Source organism: Aromatoleum buckelii (assembly GCF_012910785.2).
GTDB classification, from domain to species: Bacteria; Pseudomonadota; Gammaproteobacteria; order Burkholderiales; family Rhodocyclaceae; genus Aromatoleum; species Aromatoleum buckelii.
Genome location: NZ_WTVH02000008.1, coordinates 873,804 through 889,899, shown reverse-complemented (window position 1 = coordinate 889,899; position 16,096 = coordinate 873,804). Strand labels below are relative to the sequence as shown.

Here is a 16,096-nt window from a genome sequence, read left to right as displayed (position 1 = left end):
CGCCCGCTCCGGCCGAGCCTCTGCAGCGGATCGACTGGAGCGAGCTCCCCGGCTGGGGCGAAGACGACCACGCCCGTGCGTGGCCCGCGTTGCGCGAGTCGTGCAACGCGATCGCGCGGCAGCCGCGGTGGCAGGCGACGTGCGAGGCAGCACGGGCGCTCGGCGACGCTCCCGCTGCCGCGTTGGTTCGCCGCTTCCTCGAAGCCCACCTCGAGCCATGGGCGATCGTCAATCCCGACGGAACGAGAGAGGGCCTCATCACCGGCTATTACGAACCCCTGATCCGCGGCAGCCGTACGCGTTCCGAACGTTATCCGTGGCCGATCCACGGCGTTCCGCCCGACATGCTGACGGTCGACTTCGGTGACCTGTATCCGGACCTGAAGAGTCTTCGCCTGCGCGGGCGAATTGTCGGCAACAAAGTCGTCCCGTACTGGACCCGAGCCGATATCGAGCGCATGCAGGATCGCGCGCCCGCCCCGGCTCTGCTCTGGGCAGCCGATCCGATCGACCTGTTTTTCCTGCAGGTACAAGGATCCGGACGGGTGGAACTGCCCGACGGGACGAAAGTGCGCATCGGCTATGCCGACCAAAACGGTCATCCGTACCAGTCGATCGGACGCTGGCTCGTCGCCCAGGGTGAGTTGCCGATCGAGAAGGCCTCGATGGAAGGCATCAAGAACTGGGCGCGGGCAAACCCGCAACGCCTGTCCGAAATGCTGAACACCAACCCGAGCTACGTCTTCTTCCGCGAGCTGCCGGCCCGCGGGGGAGGACCGATCGGCGCGCTAGGGGTTCCGCTGACCGATGAGCGCAGTGTTGCCGTCGATCCGCGCACCGTCCCGCTCGGCGCGCCGGTGTACCTTTCGACGACCTGGCCGTTATCGAACCGCCCGCTGCAGCGACTGATGGTGGCCCAGGACACTGGCGGAGCGATCAAGGGAGCCGTGCGCGCGGATTTTTTCTGGGGATTCGGACCGGAGGCGGGAGTGCAGGCCGGCCGGATGCGCCAGCAAGGACAATTGTGGGTGCTGCTCCCCCGAAGCTCCCGGCCCTGAACCGCGCACGGCAGGGCCGCAGATCCAGCCCGCCCTGTGGGGGCGTTCTGCGCCTACTTCTTCCCTGCTTCCAGCAGCGCCTGCTCCAGCTCTGCCGCCGGGAGATAGCCGCCCAGCCGCCGGCCGTCGGCAAGGAACATCGTCGGCGTTCCATTGATCTTGAGCTTCTGCCCGAGCGTGACGTTGCGCTCGACAACCGAACTTTCGCAACTCGCCGACGCCGGCACTTTCGCATTCAGGATCCAGTCGCTCCACGCCTTCGCCCGGTCCTCGGCGCACCAGATATTGCGTGACTTCTCGGTCGAATCCGGACTCAGGATCGGATACAGGAAGGTATAGACGGTGACGTCCTTCAATTGCGCCAGTTCCTTGCCGAGACGCTTGCAGTACGCACAATTCGGATCTTCGAACGAGACGATGACCCGCTTGCCGTTTCCCCTTACCTGCTTGATCGCCTGGTCCAACGGAAGGGTGCCGAAGTCGATCGCCGAAAGCTGCGCCATGCGTGCCTGAGTGATATCGCGTCGCGTCCGGGTGTCGATCACCCTGCCGTCGATCAGGAAGCTCATTTTTTCGTCCGTGTAAACGATTTCCCCGCTCTTCAGCACGACTTCGTAGAGCCCGCCGTACGGAATCCTGGCGACCGACTCGACGACCGGGGAGCCGACAAATTCCTCCACGGCCTTGCGCACGCTCCCTTCGTCGGCGTGGGCAAGACCCAGCGACGCCATGCCAACAAAAGCGGTCACCAGGACCGGACGAAGTGCGCGTTCAAACATCGGTATCTCCAGAAATCAGAATCGTCCGCCGGCGGCATACCGCACCAGCGCGTGTCGTACGACCGGCAGCCGGTCGGTGAGGTTCATTCCCACGTTGCGTAGCACCGACAGTACCGGGTTCGCTGTGCCGAACAGGCGATTCAACGCATGAGTGGTGTATTGAAGCAGAAACGGCTCTTCGGCCCGTTGACGTGCGTACGAGCGAAGGACGGAGATTTCGCCTGGGTCCCGCCACGACGGCAGCCCGTTCAGCAGATTCGCGAGCTGCCGGGCGTCCTTGAATCCCAGATTGATGCCGTGTCCCGAAAGCGGATGAATCGCATGTGCGGCGTCGCCGATGACAGCGATCCTCGGTTTTACCGTCATATCGACCCGCATCAGGCGAAGCGGAAATCCGGCAGCGGAAGTTTCGAGCTCCAGCCCCCCCAACTCGCCACTCGTCGCATCGGCCATGCGGCGGCACAACGAGTCGGCATCGAGCGCGAGCAGTTCCTGTGCGGACCGGGCAGGAGCGGACCAGACCATCGACACCATTTGTCCGGGCAACGGGAGCAAGGCGAGAATTCCATCCGGCCGGAACCATTGGTACGCAACGTTGCGATGTCCGCGCTCGCAACGGAAATTCGCAACGACACCGACCTCATCATACGGCGTGAAAGCCGCTGCAATGCCTGCTTGCTGACGAACCCACGAATTGACTCCGTCCGCGCCGACCAGGAGGCGTGCATGGGCCTGTCTACCGTCGGAGAGTCCGACGGTGACAGAAGCGGCGTCCTGCGAAAGGGTGACTGGCGAGATGCCGCAGAGCAGCGTCACATTGTGCTGTCGGCGCATCGTCTCCCACAACTCGCGGTGGAGGCGCCCCGATTCGACGATCCACGCGAGTTCCCGCAGCCCGCTTTCATATGCCGAAAATTCGAGGCTGCCACCTGCGTCGCCTCGAATCGACATCGTATGTACCGGATTGATGCGCGAAGCATCGAGATGCTGCCATGCCCCGATTTCCCGAAGGAAATCCGCGTTCTCCGGACTGAGCGCATAGATCCGCGAATCCCAGCCCGGAACATCGGCCGGAAGATGCGTCTCGACTACAGCGATCCGCAAGCGGCTCGCGCGCAGCGCAACAGCCAGGCTCGCTCCCGCAAGCCCTCCTCCGACAATGATAAGGTCGAAATCCATGAATCCCGGCTTTTCGGAAAGAACGTGATTCTGCCGCAACGCGCTCGGCAAGTCACGCCGGGGGCGGGGGGCGCGCAGCGCAACGCGACGTCCTCGCCGGGTAGCGGGCGCAGACGCGTCGCCGGCGCGGCGCAAGCTCTTTTCTGCGGCGAATAGGCAGCAAAAAGCCGCTTTCCCGTGGAGGGGGAAGCGGCTTTTCGGTGCAAGGGGTAGTCTGACGATGACCTACTTTCGCACCCGCAGTGGGCACTATCATCGGCGCGCTCCTGTTTCACGGTCCTGTTCGGGATGGGAAGGGGTGGGGCCAGGAGGCTATGGTCGTCAGACTGTAAAGGGTAACAAAGTGGGGAAGCAAAGTGTGTGTGGGGGTGTGATGCGTTTTTCGGTGAGTTGTCGCGGTGTTGGATCCAGGGTTATAGGATCAAGCCTCACGGGCAATTAGTATCGGTTAGCTCAACGCATTGCTGCGCTTCCACACCCGACCTATCAACGTTGTGGTCTTCAACGACCCTTCAGGGGGCTCGAGGCCCCGGGGAAGTCTCATCTTGAGGCGAGTTTCCCGCTTAGATGCTTTCAGCGGTTATCTCTTCCGCACTTAGCTACCCGGCGATGCGACTGGCGTCACAACCGGTACACCAGGGGTGCGTCCACTCCGGTCCTCTCGTACTAGGAGCAGGTCCTCTCAAACTTCCAGCGCCCACGGCAGATAGGGACCAAACTGTCTCACGACGTTTTAAACCCAGCTCACGTACCACTTTAAATGGCGAACAGCCATACCCTTGGGACCGGCTACAGCCCCAGGATGTGATGAGCCGACATCGAGGTGCCAAACTCCGCCGTCGATGTGAACTCTTGGGCGGAATCAGCCTGTTATCCCCAGAGTACCTTTTATCCGTTGAGCGATGGCCCTTCCATACAGAACCACCGGATCACTATGACCTGCTTTCGCACCTGCTCGACTTGTCGGTCTCGCAGTCAAGCCGCCTTTTGCCATTGCACTATCAACACGATGTCCGACCGTGTCTAGGCGACCTTCGTACTCCTCCGTTACCTTTTGGGAGGAGACCGCCCCAGTCAAACTGCCTGCCATGCACGGTCCCCGACCCGGATTCACGGGCCAAGGTTAGAACCTCAACGACACCAGGGTGGTATTTCAAGGTTGGCTCCACGGAAACTGGCGTTCCCGCTTCACAGCCTCCCACCTATCCTACACAAGTCCCGTCAAAGTCCAATGCAAAGCTACAGTAAAGGTTCATGGGGTCTTTCCGTCTTGCCGCGGGGAGATTGCATCTTCACAAACATTTCAACTTCGCTGAGTCTCAGGAGGAGACAGTGTGGCCATCGTTACGCCATTCGTGCAGGTCGGAACTTACCCGACAAGGAATTTCGCTACCTTAGGACCGTTATAGTTACGGCCGCCGTTTACCGGGGCTTCGATCAAGAGCTTGCACCCCATCACTTAACCTTCCGGCACCGGGCAGGCGTCACACCGTATACGTCCACTTTCGTGTTTGCACAGTGCTGTGTTTTTAATAAACAGTCGCAGCCACCGATTCTCTGCGGCCCCTTCGCCCTTCGGATGTACTCCTACAAGCTAACGGGGCATACCTTCTCCCGAAGTTACGGTATCAATTTGCCGAGTTCCTTCTCCTGAGTTCTCTCAAGCGCCTTGGTATTTTCTACCTGCCCACCTGTGTCGGTTTGCGGTACGGTCGATCCTAGACTGAAGCTTAGAGGCTTTTCCTGGAAGCATGGTATCAACCACTTCGGGCTCAAAGAGCCCTCGTCATCACGCCTCAGCTCAGCCCCGCGGATTTGCCTACGGGGCACGCCTACACGCTTAAACCGGGACGTCCAACACCCGGCTGGCCTAACCTTCTCCGTCCCCCCATCGCATCTAGGACCGGTACGGGAATATTGACCCGTTTCCCATCGACTACGCATTTCTGCCTCGCCTTAGGGGCCGACTCACCCTGCGCCGATGAACGTTGCGCAGGAAACCTTGGGCTTTCGGCGAGGGTGCTTTTCACACCCTTTATCGCTACTCATGTCAGCATTCGCACTTCCGATACCTCCAGCATCCCTCTCGAGACACCTTCGCAGGCTTACGGAACGCTCCCCTACCATCTCTTGCGAGATCCGCAGCTTCGGTTCATGGCTTGAGCCCCGTTACATCTTCCGCGCAGGACGACTCGACTAGTGAGCTATTACGCTTTCTTTAAAGGATGGCTGCTTCTAAGCCAACCTCCTAGCTGTCTGGGCCTTCCCACTTCGTTTCCCACTTAGCCATGTATTTGGGACCTTAGCTGGCGGTCTGGGTTGTTTCCCTCTTGTCCCAGGACGTTAGCACCCCAGGACTGTCTGCCGTATATCACTTTGCGGTATTCGGAGTTTGCTATCGCGGGGTAGATCGCAGTGACCCCCCCAACGATTACAGTGCTCTACCCCCGCAAGTGTCCGTACGACGCACTACCTAAATAGTTTTCGGGGAGAACCAGCTATTTCCGGATTTGTTTAGCCTTTCACCCCTATCCACAGCTCATCCCCTAATTTTTCAACATTAGTGGGTTCGGACCTCCAGTGCGTGTTACCGCACCTTCATCCTGGCCATGGATAGATCATCCGGTTTCGGGTCTACGCCCAGCAACTCAATCGCCCTTGTCAGACTCGGTTTCCCTACGCCTCCCCTATTCGGTTAAGCTCGCTACTGAACGTAAGTCGCTGACCCATTATACAAAAGGTACGCAGTCACCCCACGAAGGAGGCTCCCACTGTTTGTATGCATGCGGTTTCAGGATCTATTTCACTCCCCTCCCGGGGTTCTTTTCGCCTTTCCCTCACGGTACTGGTTCACTATCGGTCGATCACGAGTATTTAGCCTTGGAGGATGGTCCCCCCATCTTCAGACAGGATTTCTCGTGTCCCGCCCTACTTGTCGCACGCTCAGACCCGCCACCTACTTTTCGCATACGGGACTATCACCCTGTATCGTCGGACTTTCCAGACCGTTTTGCTAAGTAGATGGTTTAGTCGTGCAGGCTCCTCCCCGTTCGCTCGCCACTACTTGGGGAATCTCGGTTGATTTCTGTTCCTGCGGCTACTTAGATGTTTCAGTTCGCCGCGTTCGCCTCCACACGCCTATGTATTCAGCGCGGGATACTCCAAAAGGAGTGGGTTTCCCCATTCGGACATCGGGGGATCAAAGCTCCATTGCCAGCTCCCCCCCGCTTTTCGCAGGCTTGCACGTCCTTCATCGCCTGTGATCGCCAAGGCATCCACCACATGCACTTAGTCGCTTGATCCTATAACCATGGACCCTGTGTTGCCAGGGCACCCACCGCCATAGACGAACTCACGCTTGTGCGCGCACTCACCTGCCGCTGGTTCAAAGCGCAGATGAATGCAAAAATGCAATCACACCAACCCATGCAACAGTGCGCCTTGCGGCCCACTGTCGCACACTTTACTTCTTCCACTTTGTTAAAGAACGCGACCTCAAAAACCTGCCAAGGCCTAAGCGCTGCGGACCCGACGATCCGCACCGCTTAGCCCTTCGACGCCTGCTTCTGCCCACCCCCGAACGCTGGTGGAGGATGACGGGATCGAACCGTCGACCCCCTGCTTGCAAAGCAGGTGCTCTCCCAGCTGAGCTAATCCCCCCGCTTGATCGTGTGGTGGGTCTGGTTGGGTTCGAACCAACGACCCCCGCCTTATCAAGACGGTGCTCTAACCAGCTGAGCTACAGACCCTCATGCCTTCGAGGCTCTCGTTGCCTGAACAACCGATAAGTTGTGGATACTGCGCCGCCGCGGCGTCATCTCTTGAAAGGAGGTGATCCAGCCGCACCTTCCGATACGGCTACCTTGTTACGACTTCACCCCAGTCATGAATCTCACCGTGGTAAGCGCCCTCCCCGAAAGGTTAAGCTACCTACTTCTGGTGAAACCCACTCCCATGGTGTGACGGGCGGTGTGTACAAGACCCGGGAACGTATTCACCGCAGCATGCTGATCTGCGATTACTAGCGATTCCGACTTCACGTAGTCGAGTTGCAGACTACGATCCGGACTACGATCGGCTTTGTGGGATTGGCTCCACCTCGCGGCTTGGCAACCCTCTGTACCGACCATTGTATGACGTGTGAAGCCCTACCCATAAGGGCCATGAGGACTTGACGTCATCCCCACCTTCCTCCGGTTTGTCACCGGCAGTCTCGCTAAAGTGCCCAACCTAATGATGGCAATTAGCGACAAGGGTTGCGCTCGTTGCGGGACTTAACCCAACATCTCACGACACGAGCTGACGACAGCCATGCAGCACCTGTGTCCTGGCTCCCGAAGGCACTCCCGCATCTCTGCAGGATTCCAGGCATGTCAAGGGTAGGTAAGGTTTTTCGCGTTGCATCGAATTAATCCACATCATCCACCGCTTGTGCGGGTCCCCGTCAATTCCTTTGAGTTTTAACCTTGCGGCCGTACTCCCCAGGCGGTCGACTTCACGCGTTAGCTGCGTTACTCAGGAAGTTACCTTCCCGAACAACTAGTCGACATCGTTTAGGGCGTGGACTACCAGGGTATCTAATCCTGTTTGCTCCCCACGCTTTCGTGCATGAGCGTCAGTATCGGCCCAGGGGGCTGCCTTCGCCATCGGTGTTCCTCCACATATCTACGCATTTCACTGCTACACGTGGAATTCCACCCCCCTCTGCCGTACTCTAGCCGTGCAGTCACAAGCGCAGTTCCCAGGTTAAGCCCGGGGATTTCACACCTGTCTTACACAACCGCCTGCGCACGCTTTACGCCCAGTAATTCCGATTAACGCTCGCACCCTACGTATTACCGCGGCTGCTGGCACGTAGTTAGCCGGTGCTTCTTCTGACAGTACCGTCATCCAGGCGGGATATTCACCCGCCCGATTTCTTTCCGTCTGAAAGAGCTTTACAACCCGAAGGCCTTCTTCACTCACGCGGCATGGCTGGATCAGGCTTGCGCCCATTGTCCAAAATTCCCCACTGCTGCCTCCCGTAGGAGTCTGGGCCGTGTCTCAGTCCCAGTGTGGCTGATCATCCTCTCAGACCAGCTACGGATCGTCGCCTTGGTAGGCCTTTACCCCACCAACTAGCTAATCCGACATCAGCCGCTCCAATCGCGCGAGGCCCGAAGGTCCCCCGCTTTCCCCCTCAGGGCGTATGCGGTATTAGCTACGCTTTCGCGTAGTTATCCCCCACGACTGGGTACGTTCCGATGCATTACTCACCCGTTCGCCACTCGCCGGCAGGCCGAAGCCCCCGCTGCCGTTCGACTTGCATGTGTAAAGCATGCCGCCAGCGTTCAATCTGAGCCAGGATCAAACTCTTAAGTTCAATCCAACAAAGTACTCAAAATCATCTCTGACTTGCGAGCACTCAATCTTTGCAATTGCCGAATCCACCCGAAGGCAGTTCGACCACCGCAGCAACCCAGTACCCACACTTATCGGTTGTTCAACTTTTTAAAGAACTGCTGCCGTTGCAGCGAGAAAGAGATTCTGATCGACTTCGCCGCTGCCGTCAACCCCCACCGGACCTTTTCCTGACCACCGGGGAAGCTCTCTCCATCGCCACCGCGCCTCGCACCGTACTGCCAAAACCGCTCGGTGCCGCGAAGAGGGCGAATTATAGACACTTCCGATAGACAGTCAACCCCCTCCCGGAAGCGAATCGAAAACAGCCGATCAATACCCAGCCATGCCTCCCGCGTAATTCTCGAAGCGCGTGCACTCGCCGATGAACGTCATGCGCACCGTGCCGGTCGGCCCGTTGCGATGCTTGCCGATGATCAGCTCGGCCGAGCCCTTGTCCGGGGAGTCCGGGTTGTAGACCTCGTCGCGATAGATGAACATAATGATGTCGGCATCTTGCTCGATAGCGCCCGATTCACGCAGGTCGGACATCACCGGGCGCTTGTTCGGGCGCTGCTCCAGGCTGCGGTTTAGTTGCGACAGCGCGATGATCGGCACGTGCAGTTCCTTCGCCAGCGACTTTATCGAACGCGAAATTTCGGAGAGCTCGGAGGCGCGATTGTCGGTGTCCTTCGTGCCGGTCATCAGCTGGATGTAGTCGATGACGATCAGGCCGAGCTTGCCGCACTGGCGCGACAGGCGACGCGCCCGCGCGCGAAGATCGATCGGGTTGAGGCCCGGCGTCTCATCGATGAACAACGGGGCGTCGTAGAGCTTGCCCATCGCCGCCGTGAGTCGCTGCCAATCCTCGTCGCCGAGACGACCGGTACGGATCTTCTGCTGGTCGATTCGCCCCACCGACGAGATGAAACGTGTGGCGAGCTGCGTACCGGGCATTTCCATCGAGAAAATCGCTACCGGCAGACGACAATCGACAGCGACATGCTCGGCGACGTTCAGCGCGAAAGTTGTCTTGCCCATCGCGGGTCGGCCCGCCACGATGATCATGTCCGACGGCTGCAGACCCGAAGTCTTCTCGTCGAGGTCGATGAGGCCGGTAGGCACTCCGGTCACCTCGAGCGGGTTGTCGCGGTCGTACAATTCCTGGACGCGGTCAACGACCTGCTTCAGGATCGGCTGGATCGACACGAAACCGCTTGCGTGTCGCGCGCCGGCCTCGGCGATCTCGAAAACCTTGGCCTCGGCCTCGTCGAGCAGCGTCTTCGCGTCCTTGCCGGACGCGCTCAATGCGCTGGCGGCAATCTCATCACCCACGGCGACCATCTTGCGCAGGATCGCCCGCTCGCGAACGATTTCCGCGTAGCGGCGGATATTTGCCGCAGACGGGGTGTTGTTCGCGACTTCTGCCAAGTATGCGAGTCCGCCCGCCTGCTCGGTCTCGCCGTTCTTTTCGAGCGACTCGAAGACCGTCACGACGTCCGCGGGTTTCCCCAGATCGATCAATCTGGAGATGTGCCGGTAGATGCGGCGATGATCGTCCCGGTAGAAATCCACCTCATTGACGAGATCCGCAATTCGCTCCCATGCGGCGTTATCGAGCAGAATGCCGCCGATCAGCGACTGTTCGGCCTCGAGCGAATGCGGCGGGAGCTTGATTGCGGAAATCTGCGGATCGCTCGAGCTATCGGAAAAGCGTCGCTTTGAAGTGGCCATCGGGGCACGGGTCCTTGCGAAAAGGGGAAAAATTCTAGCGAAGCGGGAACGGGGCTGAAAAGACGACGCTGAAAAAAGCAAAGGGGCTGCCGAAGCAGCCCCTTCAGGATCAGACTTCCTGGCGCAGCTTACTGCTGTTCGCCCAGCACCGAAACGGTGATCGGCACAACGATATCAGAGTGCAGTGCGACATCGATCTGGGAATCACCGACCTGCTTGATCGGACCTTCCGGCATGCGCACGGCGCTGCGCTCGATCTTGAAGCCCTGCGTTTCAAGCGCGTCGACGATGTCGATGTTGCTGACCGAACCGAACAGGCGTCCGTCCATGCCGGCCTTGCGGGTGATCTGCACCATCAGGCCTTCGAGCTTGGTGGCGATCGCCTGGGCCTCTGCGAGCTTCTCGGCGTGAGCGCGCTCGAGTTCGGCACGCAGGGCCTCGAACTGGGCCATGTTGGATTGGGTCGCGCGCTTGGCCTTGCCTTGCGGGATCAGGTAGTTGCGCGCGTAGCCGTCCTTGACCTTGACGACGTCGCCGAGCACGCCTAGGTTGGCAACTTTTTCGAGCAGAATGATTTGCATGTCCGATCTCTCCTCTTACTTGTGCAGATCGGTGTAGGGCAGCAGCGCGAGGAAGCGTGCGCGCTTGATCGCGGTCGACAGCTGACGCTGGTAGCCGGCCTTCGTGCCGGTGATGCGGGCCGGCATGATCTTGCTGTTTTCGGTGACGAAGTCCTTCAGGATATCGACATCCTTGTAGTCGACTTCCTCGATCTTCTCCGCGGTGAAGCGGCAGAACTTGCGACGCTTGAACAGACCGCGGTTGCCGCGATCATCCTTTTTCTTGAACTTCGACTTGGGCTTGAAAGCCATTTTCGTTTCCTTCCAGAAATTCGATCTTGCTCAGGTGCAGCACCGGCGTCCGGCTGCGAAGACTCTTCGCCGCGAGAAAACCGGTGGCCCGTATCCTCATGCCGGGAGAAGCGCCGGCCAGCACGCTGGCCAACTCGCCGACCGCGACCGCCTGCAGTTCCACCGAAACGTCGCGGGCGATGCCGCCCTCGTCCTGTTTCGATTCGTGCGCGAGGCCGCAAGCGGCGATCGGCACTCCTGCCGGGGTTCGACGCAGCGGCAGCAGCTCGGCTATCCGTGCATCGAGGCGCAGTTCGTTCGCCCCGGGCTCAGCCACCTCAGGCGGATTCCGCCTCGGCCGGCTTCGCTTCGTCGGTGGCCGGTGCGGCGGTCAGCGAACGCGACTTCTCTTCCTTCATCATCGGCGACGGCGTGGTCACGGCGGCCTTCGTCTTGACGACCAGGTGACGCAGCACGGCGTCGTTGAACTTGAACGCATGCTCGAGTTCGCCGAGGGCTTCGCCGTCGCACTCGATGTTCATGAGCACGTAATGGGCCTTGTGCACCTTCTGGATCGGGTAGGCCATCTGGCGGCGGCCCCAGTCTTCGAGGCGATGGATCTGGCCATTGCGCGCGGTGACGATCGCCTTGTAGCGCTCGATCATCGCCGGGACCTGTTCCGACTGGTCCGGGTGGACGATGAATACAACTTCATAATGTCGCATGCAGACTCCTTGCGGTTTGATGTCAGCTCCCCGGCATGCGGACCGGTGGAGCAAGGGAAAGCCCGGCAGGATAGCAGGAAAGGCGCAGGGAATCAAAAGGCAACACGCTCCGAGCTCGCCCCGTCCTCAACGCGGTCGCGCGTCCCAGATCTTCTGCAGCCGCTTGACCGACATCGGCATCGGCGTCTTCAGTTCCTGGGCGAACAGCCCGACGCGCAACTCTTCGAGCAGCCAGCGGAATTCCTCGAGCGCCGGATCGGTGACGCCCGCCTTGCGTTTCGCGAGCAGCTCGCGCTCGAACGGCTGCACGAGCGAACGCCAGTCGGCGGCGAGCCGGGCGTCGCGCGCCGGATCGTTGCGCAGCTTGTCGAGCCGCACGCCGGCCGCTTTCAGGTAGCGGGAAAATTCCGCCAGACGACTCCACGGGAATGCGAGCAGAAAGTTCTTCGGCAGCAGTTCGCGGACCTGCGACTGGATATCGGCGGCGACCTCGGGGAACGCGCGCAGCCCGATGAGCCGTTTCTGCAGTGCCGCATGTTCGGCGATCAACGCGGCGGTGAGGCGCATGAATTCCTGCGCGACGAGCGTGACGCGAGGCTTGGCCTCTACGCAGCGCCGCTCGAAGCTTGCGGCATCGCTCGGCAGCGGATCGAGCAGGCAGGTGCGCGCGAGGGTTGCGGCGACCAGTTGCGCCTTGAGTTCGGCTTCGGTGCCGAACGGGATGAACGCGAGCGCCAGGTCGCGCAGGCCGGGTAGCTTTTCGATCGCCCTGACTTGGTCCTTCAGCACGAGCGTGAAGAGCCGCGCGAGCCCCTTGCGATGGATTTTCGCCGCTTCCTCGGGCGTGTCGTAAGGGCGCAGCGAAACGCTGTCGCCGTCATCGTGCAGCGCCGGGTAGCCGATGACCTCACGTCCGGCGACTTTCACTTCGAGCAGTTCGGGCAGCGGGCCGAAAGTCCAGGCCGTGAAGCCTCCCATAGCCGGGGAGGCGGGAGATGACGGTGGCTGGCGCTCCGCCTGCCCCGCCCCGCCGTCGGTTTTTGCACGCGCGACGCGGCTCGGGGAAGGCGTTGCCCCACGAGGCAAAGCGTCGGACTGCTTCGCCGCTTCGTTTTCCGGCAACGCGATGCGCGCCGCGCGGAAGCGCTCGGCGACCTGGTCGCGCAGCCTCGTGCGCAATTCCGCGAGGTTGCGCGACTGGCCGAGCACGCGGCCATGCTCGTCGACGACGCGGAAGTTCATGAAGAAATGCGGATTGAGGTTTTCCGCGCGGAACGACTCCATCGGCAGCTTCAGCGACACGCGCTCCTCGACGAAGCGCTGCAGCGCGCGCAACAACCCTTCGTCGACATTGAACTCGCCCGTCTCGAACTGCTCGACGAACGCCGCGGCGCTGTCGGCAATGGGCTGCAGCCGGTGCCGATGCCGCTGCGGCACGGTGCGCAGCAGCGCGGCCACCTTTTCTCCGAGCAGGCCGGGCACGAGCCACTCGCAGCGATTCGCCGGCACCTGGTTCAGCATCGCGAGCGGCACCGTCAGCGTCACGCCGTCGTCGGGCTCGCCGGGCTGGTGAAGATAGGTCAGCTTCAGCTTCTGGCCGAGCACGTCCAAGGTCGACGGGAAGCGGTCGGTCGTGATGCCTTCGGCGTCGTGGCGCATCAGCTGGTCGCGCGTCACGTACAGCAGCTTCGGATCCGCTTGCTCGGCTGCCTTGCGCCAGCGCTCGAAGCTCGCGACATCCAGGACGTCGGGCGCCAGTTTTGCATCGTAGAAGGCAAAGATCAGCTCTTCGTCGACGAGCACGTCCGGCCGCCGCGACTTGTGTTCGAGCCGTTCGATCTCGGCGACGAGCCGCCGGTTGTGCTGCAGGAAAGCCATGCCGCGCGCCTGCCCTTCGGCGATTTCGCCCTGCAAGAGACCTTCGCGGATGAAGAGTTCGCGGCACAGCTCGGGGTCGATGTCGCGGTAGCCGACTCCGCGCCGCGGGTAGAGCACGAGCCCGTGCAGCGTGCCGCGCTCCCACGCGCGCACCGCTCCCGACGCCTTCGACCAGTGCGGTTCGAAAACCTGGCGCTTGACGAGATGAGCGCCCACTTCTTCGAGCCATTCCGGCTCGATCTTCGCGAGGCAACGGCCGAAGAGCCTCGAGGTCTCGACGAGCTCGGCACAGACGATCCACTTGCCGGCCTTCTTCGCCAGCGCCGACCCGGGATGCGGCCAGAAACGGATGCCGCGCGCGCCGAGATAGCTGCCCGCCTGCGGGCCGCTCGCGTCCTCGATCTTGCTGCCGACGTGCCCGAGCAGGCCGGTCAGCAGCGCCTTGTGAAGCGGTTCGTACTGCGCCGGCTGCTGGCTTTCCTTCCAGCCGTGCTCGGCGCACAGCGTCAGCAGCTGGCTATGCACGTCGCGCCATTCGCGCAGCCGCATGTAGGACAGGTGATGGCGCTTCGCCCACGCTTTCTGCTTGGATCCGGATTCGTGCCGCAGCACTTCGTCCCAGGCTTTCCACAGGTTCCAGTACCACAGGAATTCCGAGCGCTGGTCCTGTTCGCCGCCGCGGAACTTCGCATGCGCCTGGTCGGCCGCACCCGGACTCTCCGGCGCACGCTCGCGCGGATCCTGCACCGACAGCGCGGCGGCGATCACGAGCACTTCGGCCAAGCATCCGCGATCGCGCGCGGCGAGGATCATGCGGCTGATCTTCGGGTCGAGCGGCAGCTTCGCGAGCTCGCGGCCGATCGATGTGAGCTGCCGCGCGTCGCCCTCTTCGTCGAGTGCTCCGAGCTCGGTGAGCAGCTGGTAGCCGTCGGCGATCATGCGCGGCAGCGGAGCGTCGAGGAACGGGAAGTCCTCGACCTCGCCGAGGCGCAGCGACTTCATGCGCAGGATCACGCCGGCGAGCGACGAGCGCAGGATCTCCGGGTCGGTGTGCGCCGCGCGCTTGTCGAAATCCGCCTCGTCGTACAGCCGGAAGCAGACCCCGTCCATGACGCGGCCGCAGCGCCCGGCGCGCTGCTTCGCCGCCGACTGGGCGATCTTCTCGATCTGCAGCTGCTCGACCTTGTTGCGATGCGAGTAGCGCTTGACCCGCGCCAGACCGGTGTCGACGACGTAGCGGATGCCCGGAACGGTCAGCGACGTCTCGGCGACGTTCGTCGCGAGCACGACGCGCCGCCCCCGGCCCGGGGAGAACACGCGCGCCTGCTCCTGCGCCGACTGGCGCGCGAAGAGCGGCAGGATCTCGGTGCTGCCGGCGTGATGCGCCTTGCGCAACGCCTCGGCGGCCTCGCGGATTTCGCGCTCGCCCGGCAGGAACACCAGCGTGTCGCCAGGGCCGCTGCGGTGCGCCTCGTCGACCGCGTCGACGATCGCGTCGTACAGGTCGCGTCCCTTCTCTTTCCGCCCCCCACCGCGGCGTTCTTCGCTCGATGGCTCGTCGTCCTCGACCGGCCGATAACACATCTCGATCGGATAGAGGCGCCCCGACACCTCGATCACCGGCACCGGCTTTCCCGCAACACCGAAATGGCGCGCGAAGCGCTCCGCATCGAGCGTCGCCGACGTCACGATCACTTTCAGGTCGGGACGGCGCGGCAGCAGCGTCTTCAGGTAACCGAGCAGGAAGTCGATGTTGAGGCTGCGTTCGTGCGCCTCGTCGATGATCAGCGTGTCGTACGCGGCCAGCAGCGGGTCGCCCTGAGTCTCGGCGAGCAGGATGCCGTCGGTCATCAGTTTGACGTGAGTCGTCGCGCCAATGCGGTCGGTGAAACGGATCTTGTAGCCGACCGCCTGGCCGAGTTCGGATTTCAGCTCTTGGGCGATGCGCGCCGCGGTCGCGCGCGCGGCGAGGCGCCGTGGCTGCGTGTGACCGATGAGCCCCGCCGCACCGCGCCCCAGCGCGAGACAGATTTTCGGCAGCTGGGTCGTCTTGCCCGAACCGGTTTCGCCACTGACGATGACGACCTGATGCGCGGCGATGGCCGCAGCGATCTCGCCGCGCTTCTGCGTGACCGGCAGCTCCGGCGGAAAGTCGGGGTGCGGCAGCGCCGCCTGTCGTTCGGCGAAAGTTGCGCGCGAGCGCGTCAGCAACGCCTCGAGATCAGCCTGCGCGCGCTCCCGCCGGGCGCCCTGTGCTCGTCCGAGGTCGCGGGCGAGGCGCTGCAGGCGCGGGCGATCGGCGCTCAGGCAGTCGGCAAAGGATTGCCGTTCGCCGGCACGGGCGGAAAGCGTGTCTATGGTTTTCAATATCGGTGTCGTCGGAGAAGAAGCGCGTCCGACGCCGGAAAAGGAAAATCGTTCCGGACAAGGCGGCGAAGCCGGGTTTTCCGGTGGCGAGGCGGGATTATGCCAGAACGCGGCAGGGCCACCGGAGCGCGTGTGGCGCCTCGGAC

General features: G+C 61.8%; 9 protein-coding genes, 2 tRNA genes and 3 rRNA genes. 1 reads left to right on the top strand and 13 read right to left on the bottom strand.

The genetic code is table 11. The annotated features are described in order from the left end of the window. Positions 1 to 1,058 (top strand): murein transglycosylase A (gene mltA / locus GO608_RS06105; protein WP_425532290.1); only part of this gene is annotated, 1,058 nt, incomplete at its 5' end. A 53-nt stretch (positions 1,059 to 1,111) separates the two neighbouring features. Here mltA and GO608_RS06100 read toward each other — a convergent pair. From GO608_RS06100 to hrpA, 13 genes are all read right to left on the bottom strand, one after another. Next, on the bottom strand, positions 1,112 to 1,837 hold the full coding sequence (locus GO608_RS06100; protein ID WP_169200621.1) for a DsbC family protein: 726 nt from the start codon (positions 1,835 to 1,837) through the stop codon (positions 1,112 to 1,114). Positions 1,838 to 1,852: 15 nt separating this feature from the next. Next, positions 1,853 to 3,016, bottom strand: a complete 1,164-nt coding sequence (locus tag GO608_RS06095) for a UbiH/UbiF family hydroxylase (protein ID WP_169200623.1) — start codon at positions 3,014 to 3,016, stop codon at positions 1,853 to 1,855. A 212-nt stretch (positions 3,017 to 3,228) separates the two neighbouring features. Further along, a 5S ribosomal RNA gene (rrf, locus tag GO608_RS06090) occupies positions 3,229 to 3,342 on the bottom strand. Between the two features lie 91 nt (positions 3,343 to 3,433). Continuing rightward, positions 3,434 to 6,318, bottom strand: a 23S ribosomal RNA gene (locus GO608_RS06085). Between the two features lie 282 nt (positions 6,319 to 6,600). Next, positions 6,601 to 6,676: transfer RNA gene (locus GO608_RS06080), tRNA-Ala, on the bottom strand. Between the two features lie 12 nt (positions 6,677 to 6,688). Continuing rightward, positions 6,689 to 6,765, bottom strand: a tRNA-Ile gene (locus GO608_RS06075). Positions 6,766 to 6,840: 75 nt separating this feature from the next. Further along, positions 6,841 to 8,378 (bottom strand): 16S ribosomal RNA (locus tag GO608_RS06070). Together the 16S, 23S and 5S rRNA genes with 2 tRNA genes alongside form the textbook arrangement of a ribosomal RNA operon. Before the next feature lie 350 nt (positions 8,379 to 8,728). Further along, positions 8,729 to 10,129 carry a replicative DNA helicase gene (dnaB, locus tag GO608_RS06065; RefSeq protein WP_169199724.1) on the bottom strand — a complete coding sequence of 467 codons (1,401 nt, stop codon included), beginning with the start codon at positions 10,127 to 10,129 and terminating at the stop codon, positions 8,729 to 8,731. A 128-nt stretch (positions 10,130 to 10,257) separates the two neighbouring features. After that, the gene (gene rplI, locus GO608_RS06060) at positions 10,258 to 10,710 is read right to left on the bottom strand and encodes a 50S ribosomal protein L9 (protein ID WP_169199725.1); all 453 of its coding nucleotides are present in this window, start codon (positions 10,708 to 10,710) and stop codon (positions 10,258 to 10,260) included. Positions 10,711 to 10,725: 15 nt separating this feature from the next. Then, positions 10,726 to 11,001, bottom strand: coding sequence for a 30S ribosomal protein S18 (gene rpsR / locus GO608_RS06055; protein WP_053421062.1), 276 nt, complete (start codon positions 10,999 to 11,001; stop codon positions 10,726 to 10,728). After that, positions 10,961 to 11,317, bottom strand: coding sequence for a primosomal replication protein N (gene priB, locus GO608_RS06050; protein WP_169199726.1), 357 nt, complete (start codon positions 11,315 to 11,317; stop codon positions 10,961 to 10,963). The genes rpsR and priB overlap by 41 nt, the downstream gene beginning before the upstream one ends. A gap of 1 nt (position 11,318) precedes the next feature. After that, positions 11,319 to 11,705, bottom strand: a complete 387-nt coding sequence (gene rpsF / locus GO608_RS06045) for a 30S ribosomal protein S6 (protein ID WP_011238126.1) — start codon at positions 11,703 to 11,705, stop codon at positions 11,319 to 11,321. Positions 11,706 to 11,831: 126 nt separating this feature from the next. After that, positions 11,832 to 15,890, bottom strand: a complete 4,059-nt coding sequence (gene hrpA, locus GO608_RS06040; protein WP_169199765.1) for an ATP-dependent RNA helicase HrpA — start codon at positions 15,888 to 15,890, stop codon at positions 11,832 to 11,834. Positions 15,891 to 16,096: the final 206 nt, after the last annotated feature.

Bases quoted from the DNA above. Each gene is read 5' to 3' on its own strand.
- GO608_RS06100 (WP_169200621.1), bottom strand. From the start codon at position 1,837: ATGTTTGAACGCGCACTTCGTCCGGTCCTGGTGACCGCTTTTGTTGGC.
- GO608_RS06095 (WP_169200623.1), bottom strand. From the start codon at position 3,016: ATGGATTTCGACCTTATCATTGTCGGAGGAGGGCTTGCGGGAGCGAGC.
- dnaB (WP_169199724.1), bottom strand. From the start codon at position 10,129: ATGGCCACTTCAAAGCGACGCTTTTCCGATAGCTCGAGCGATCCGCAG.
- rplI (WP_169199725.1), bottom strand. From the start codon at position 10,710: ATGCAAATCATTCTGCTCGAAAAAGTTGCCAACCTAGGCGTGCTCGGC.
- rpsR (WP_053421062.1), bottom strand. From the start codon at position 11,001: ATGGCTTTCAAGCCCAAGTCGAAGTTCAAGAAAAAGGATGATCGCGGC.
- rpsF (WP_011238126.1), bottom strand. From the start codon at position 11,705: ATGCGACATTATGAAGTTGTATTCATCGTCCACCCGGACCAGTCGGAA.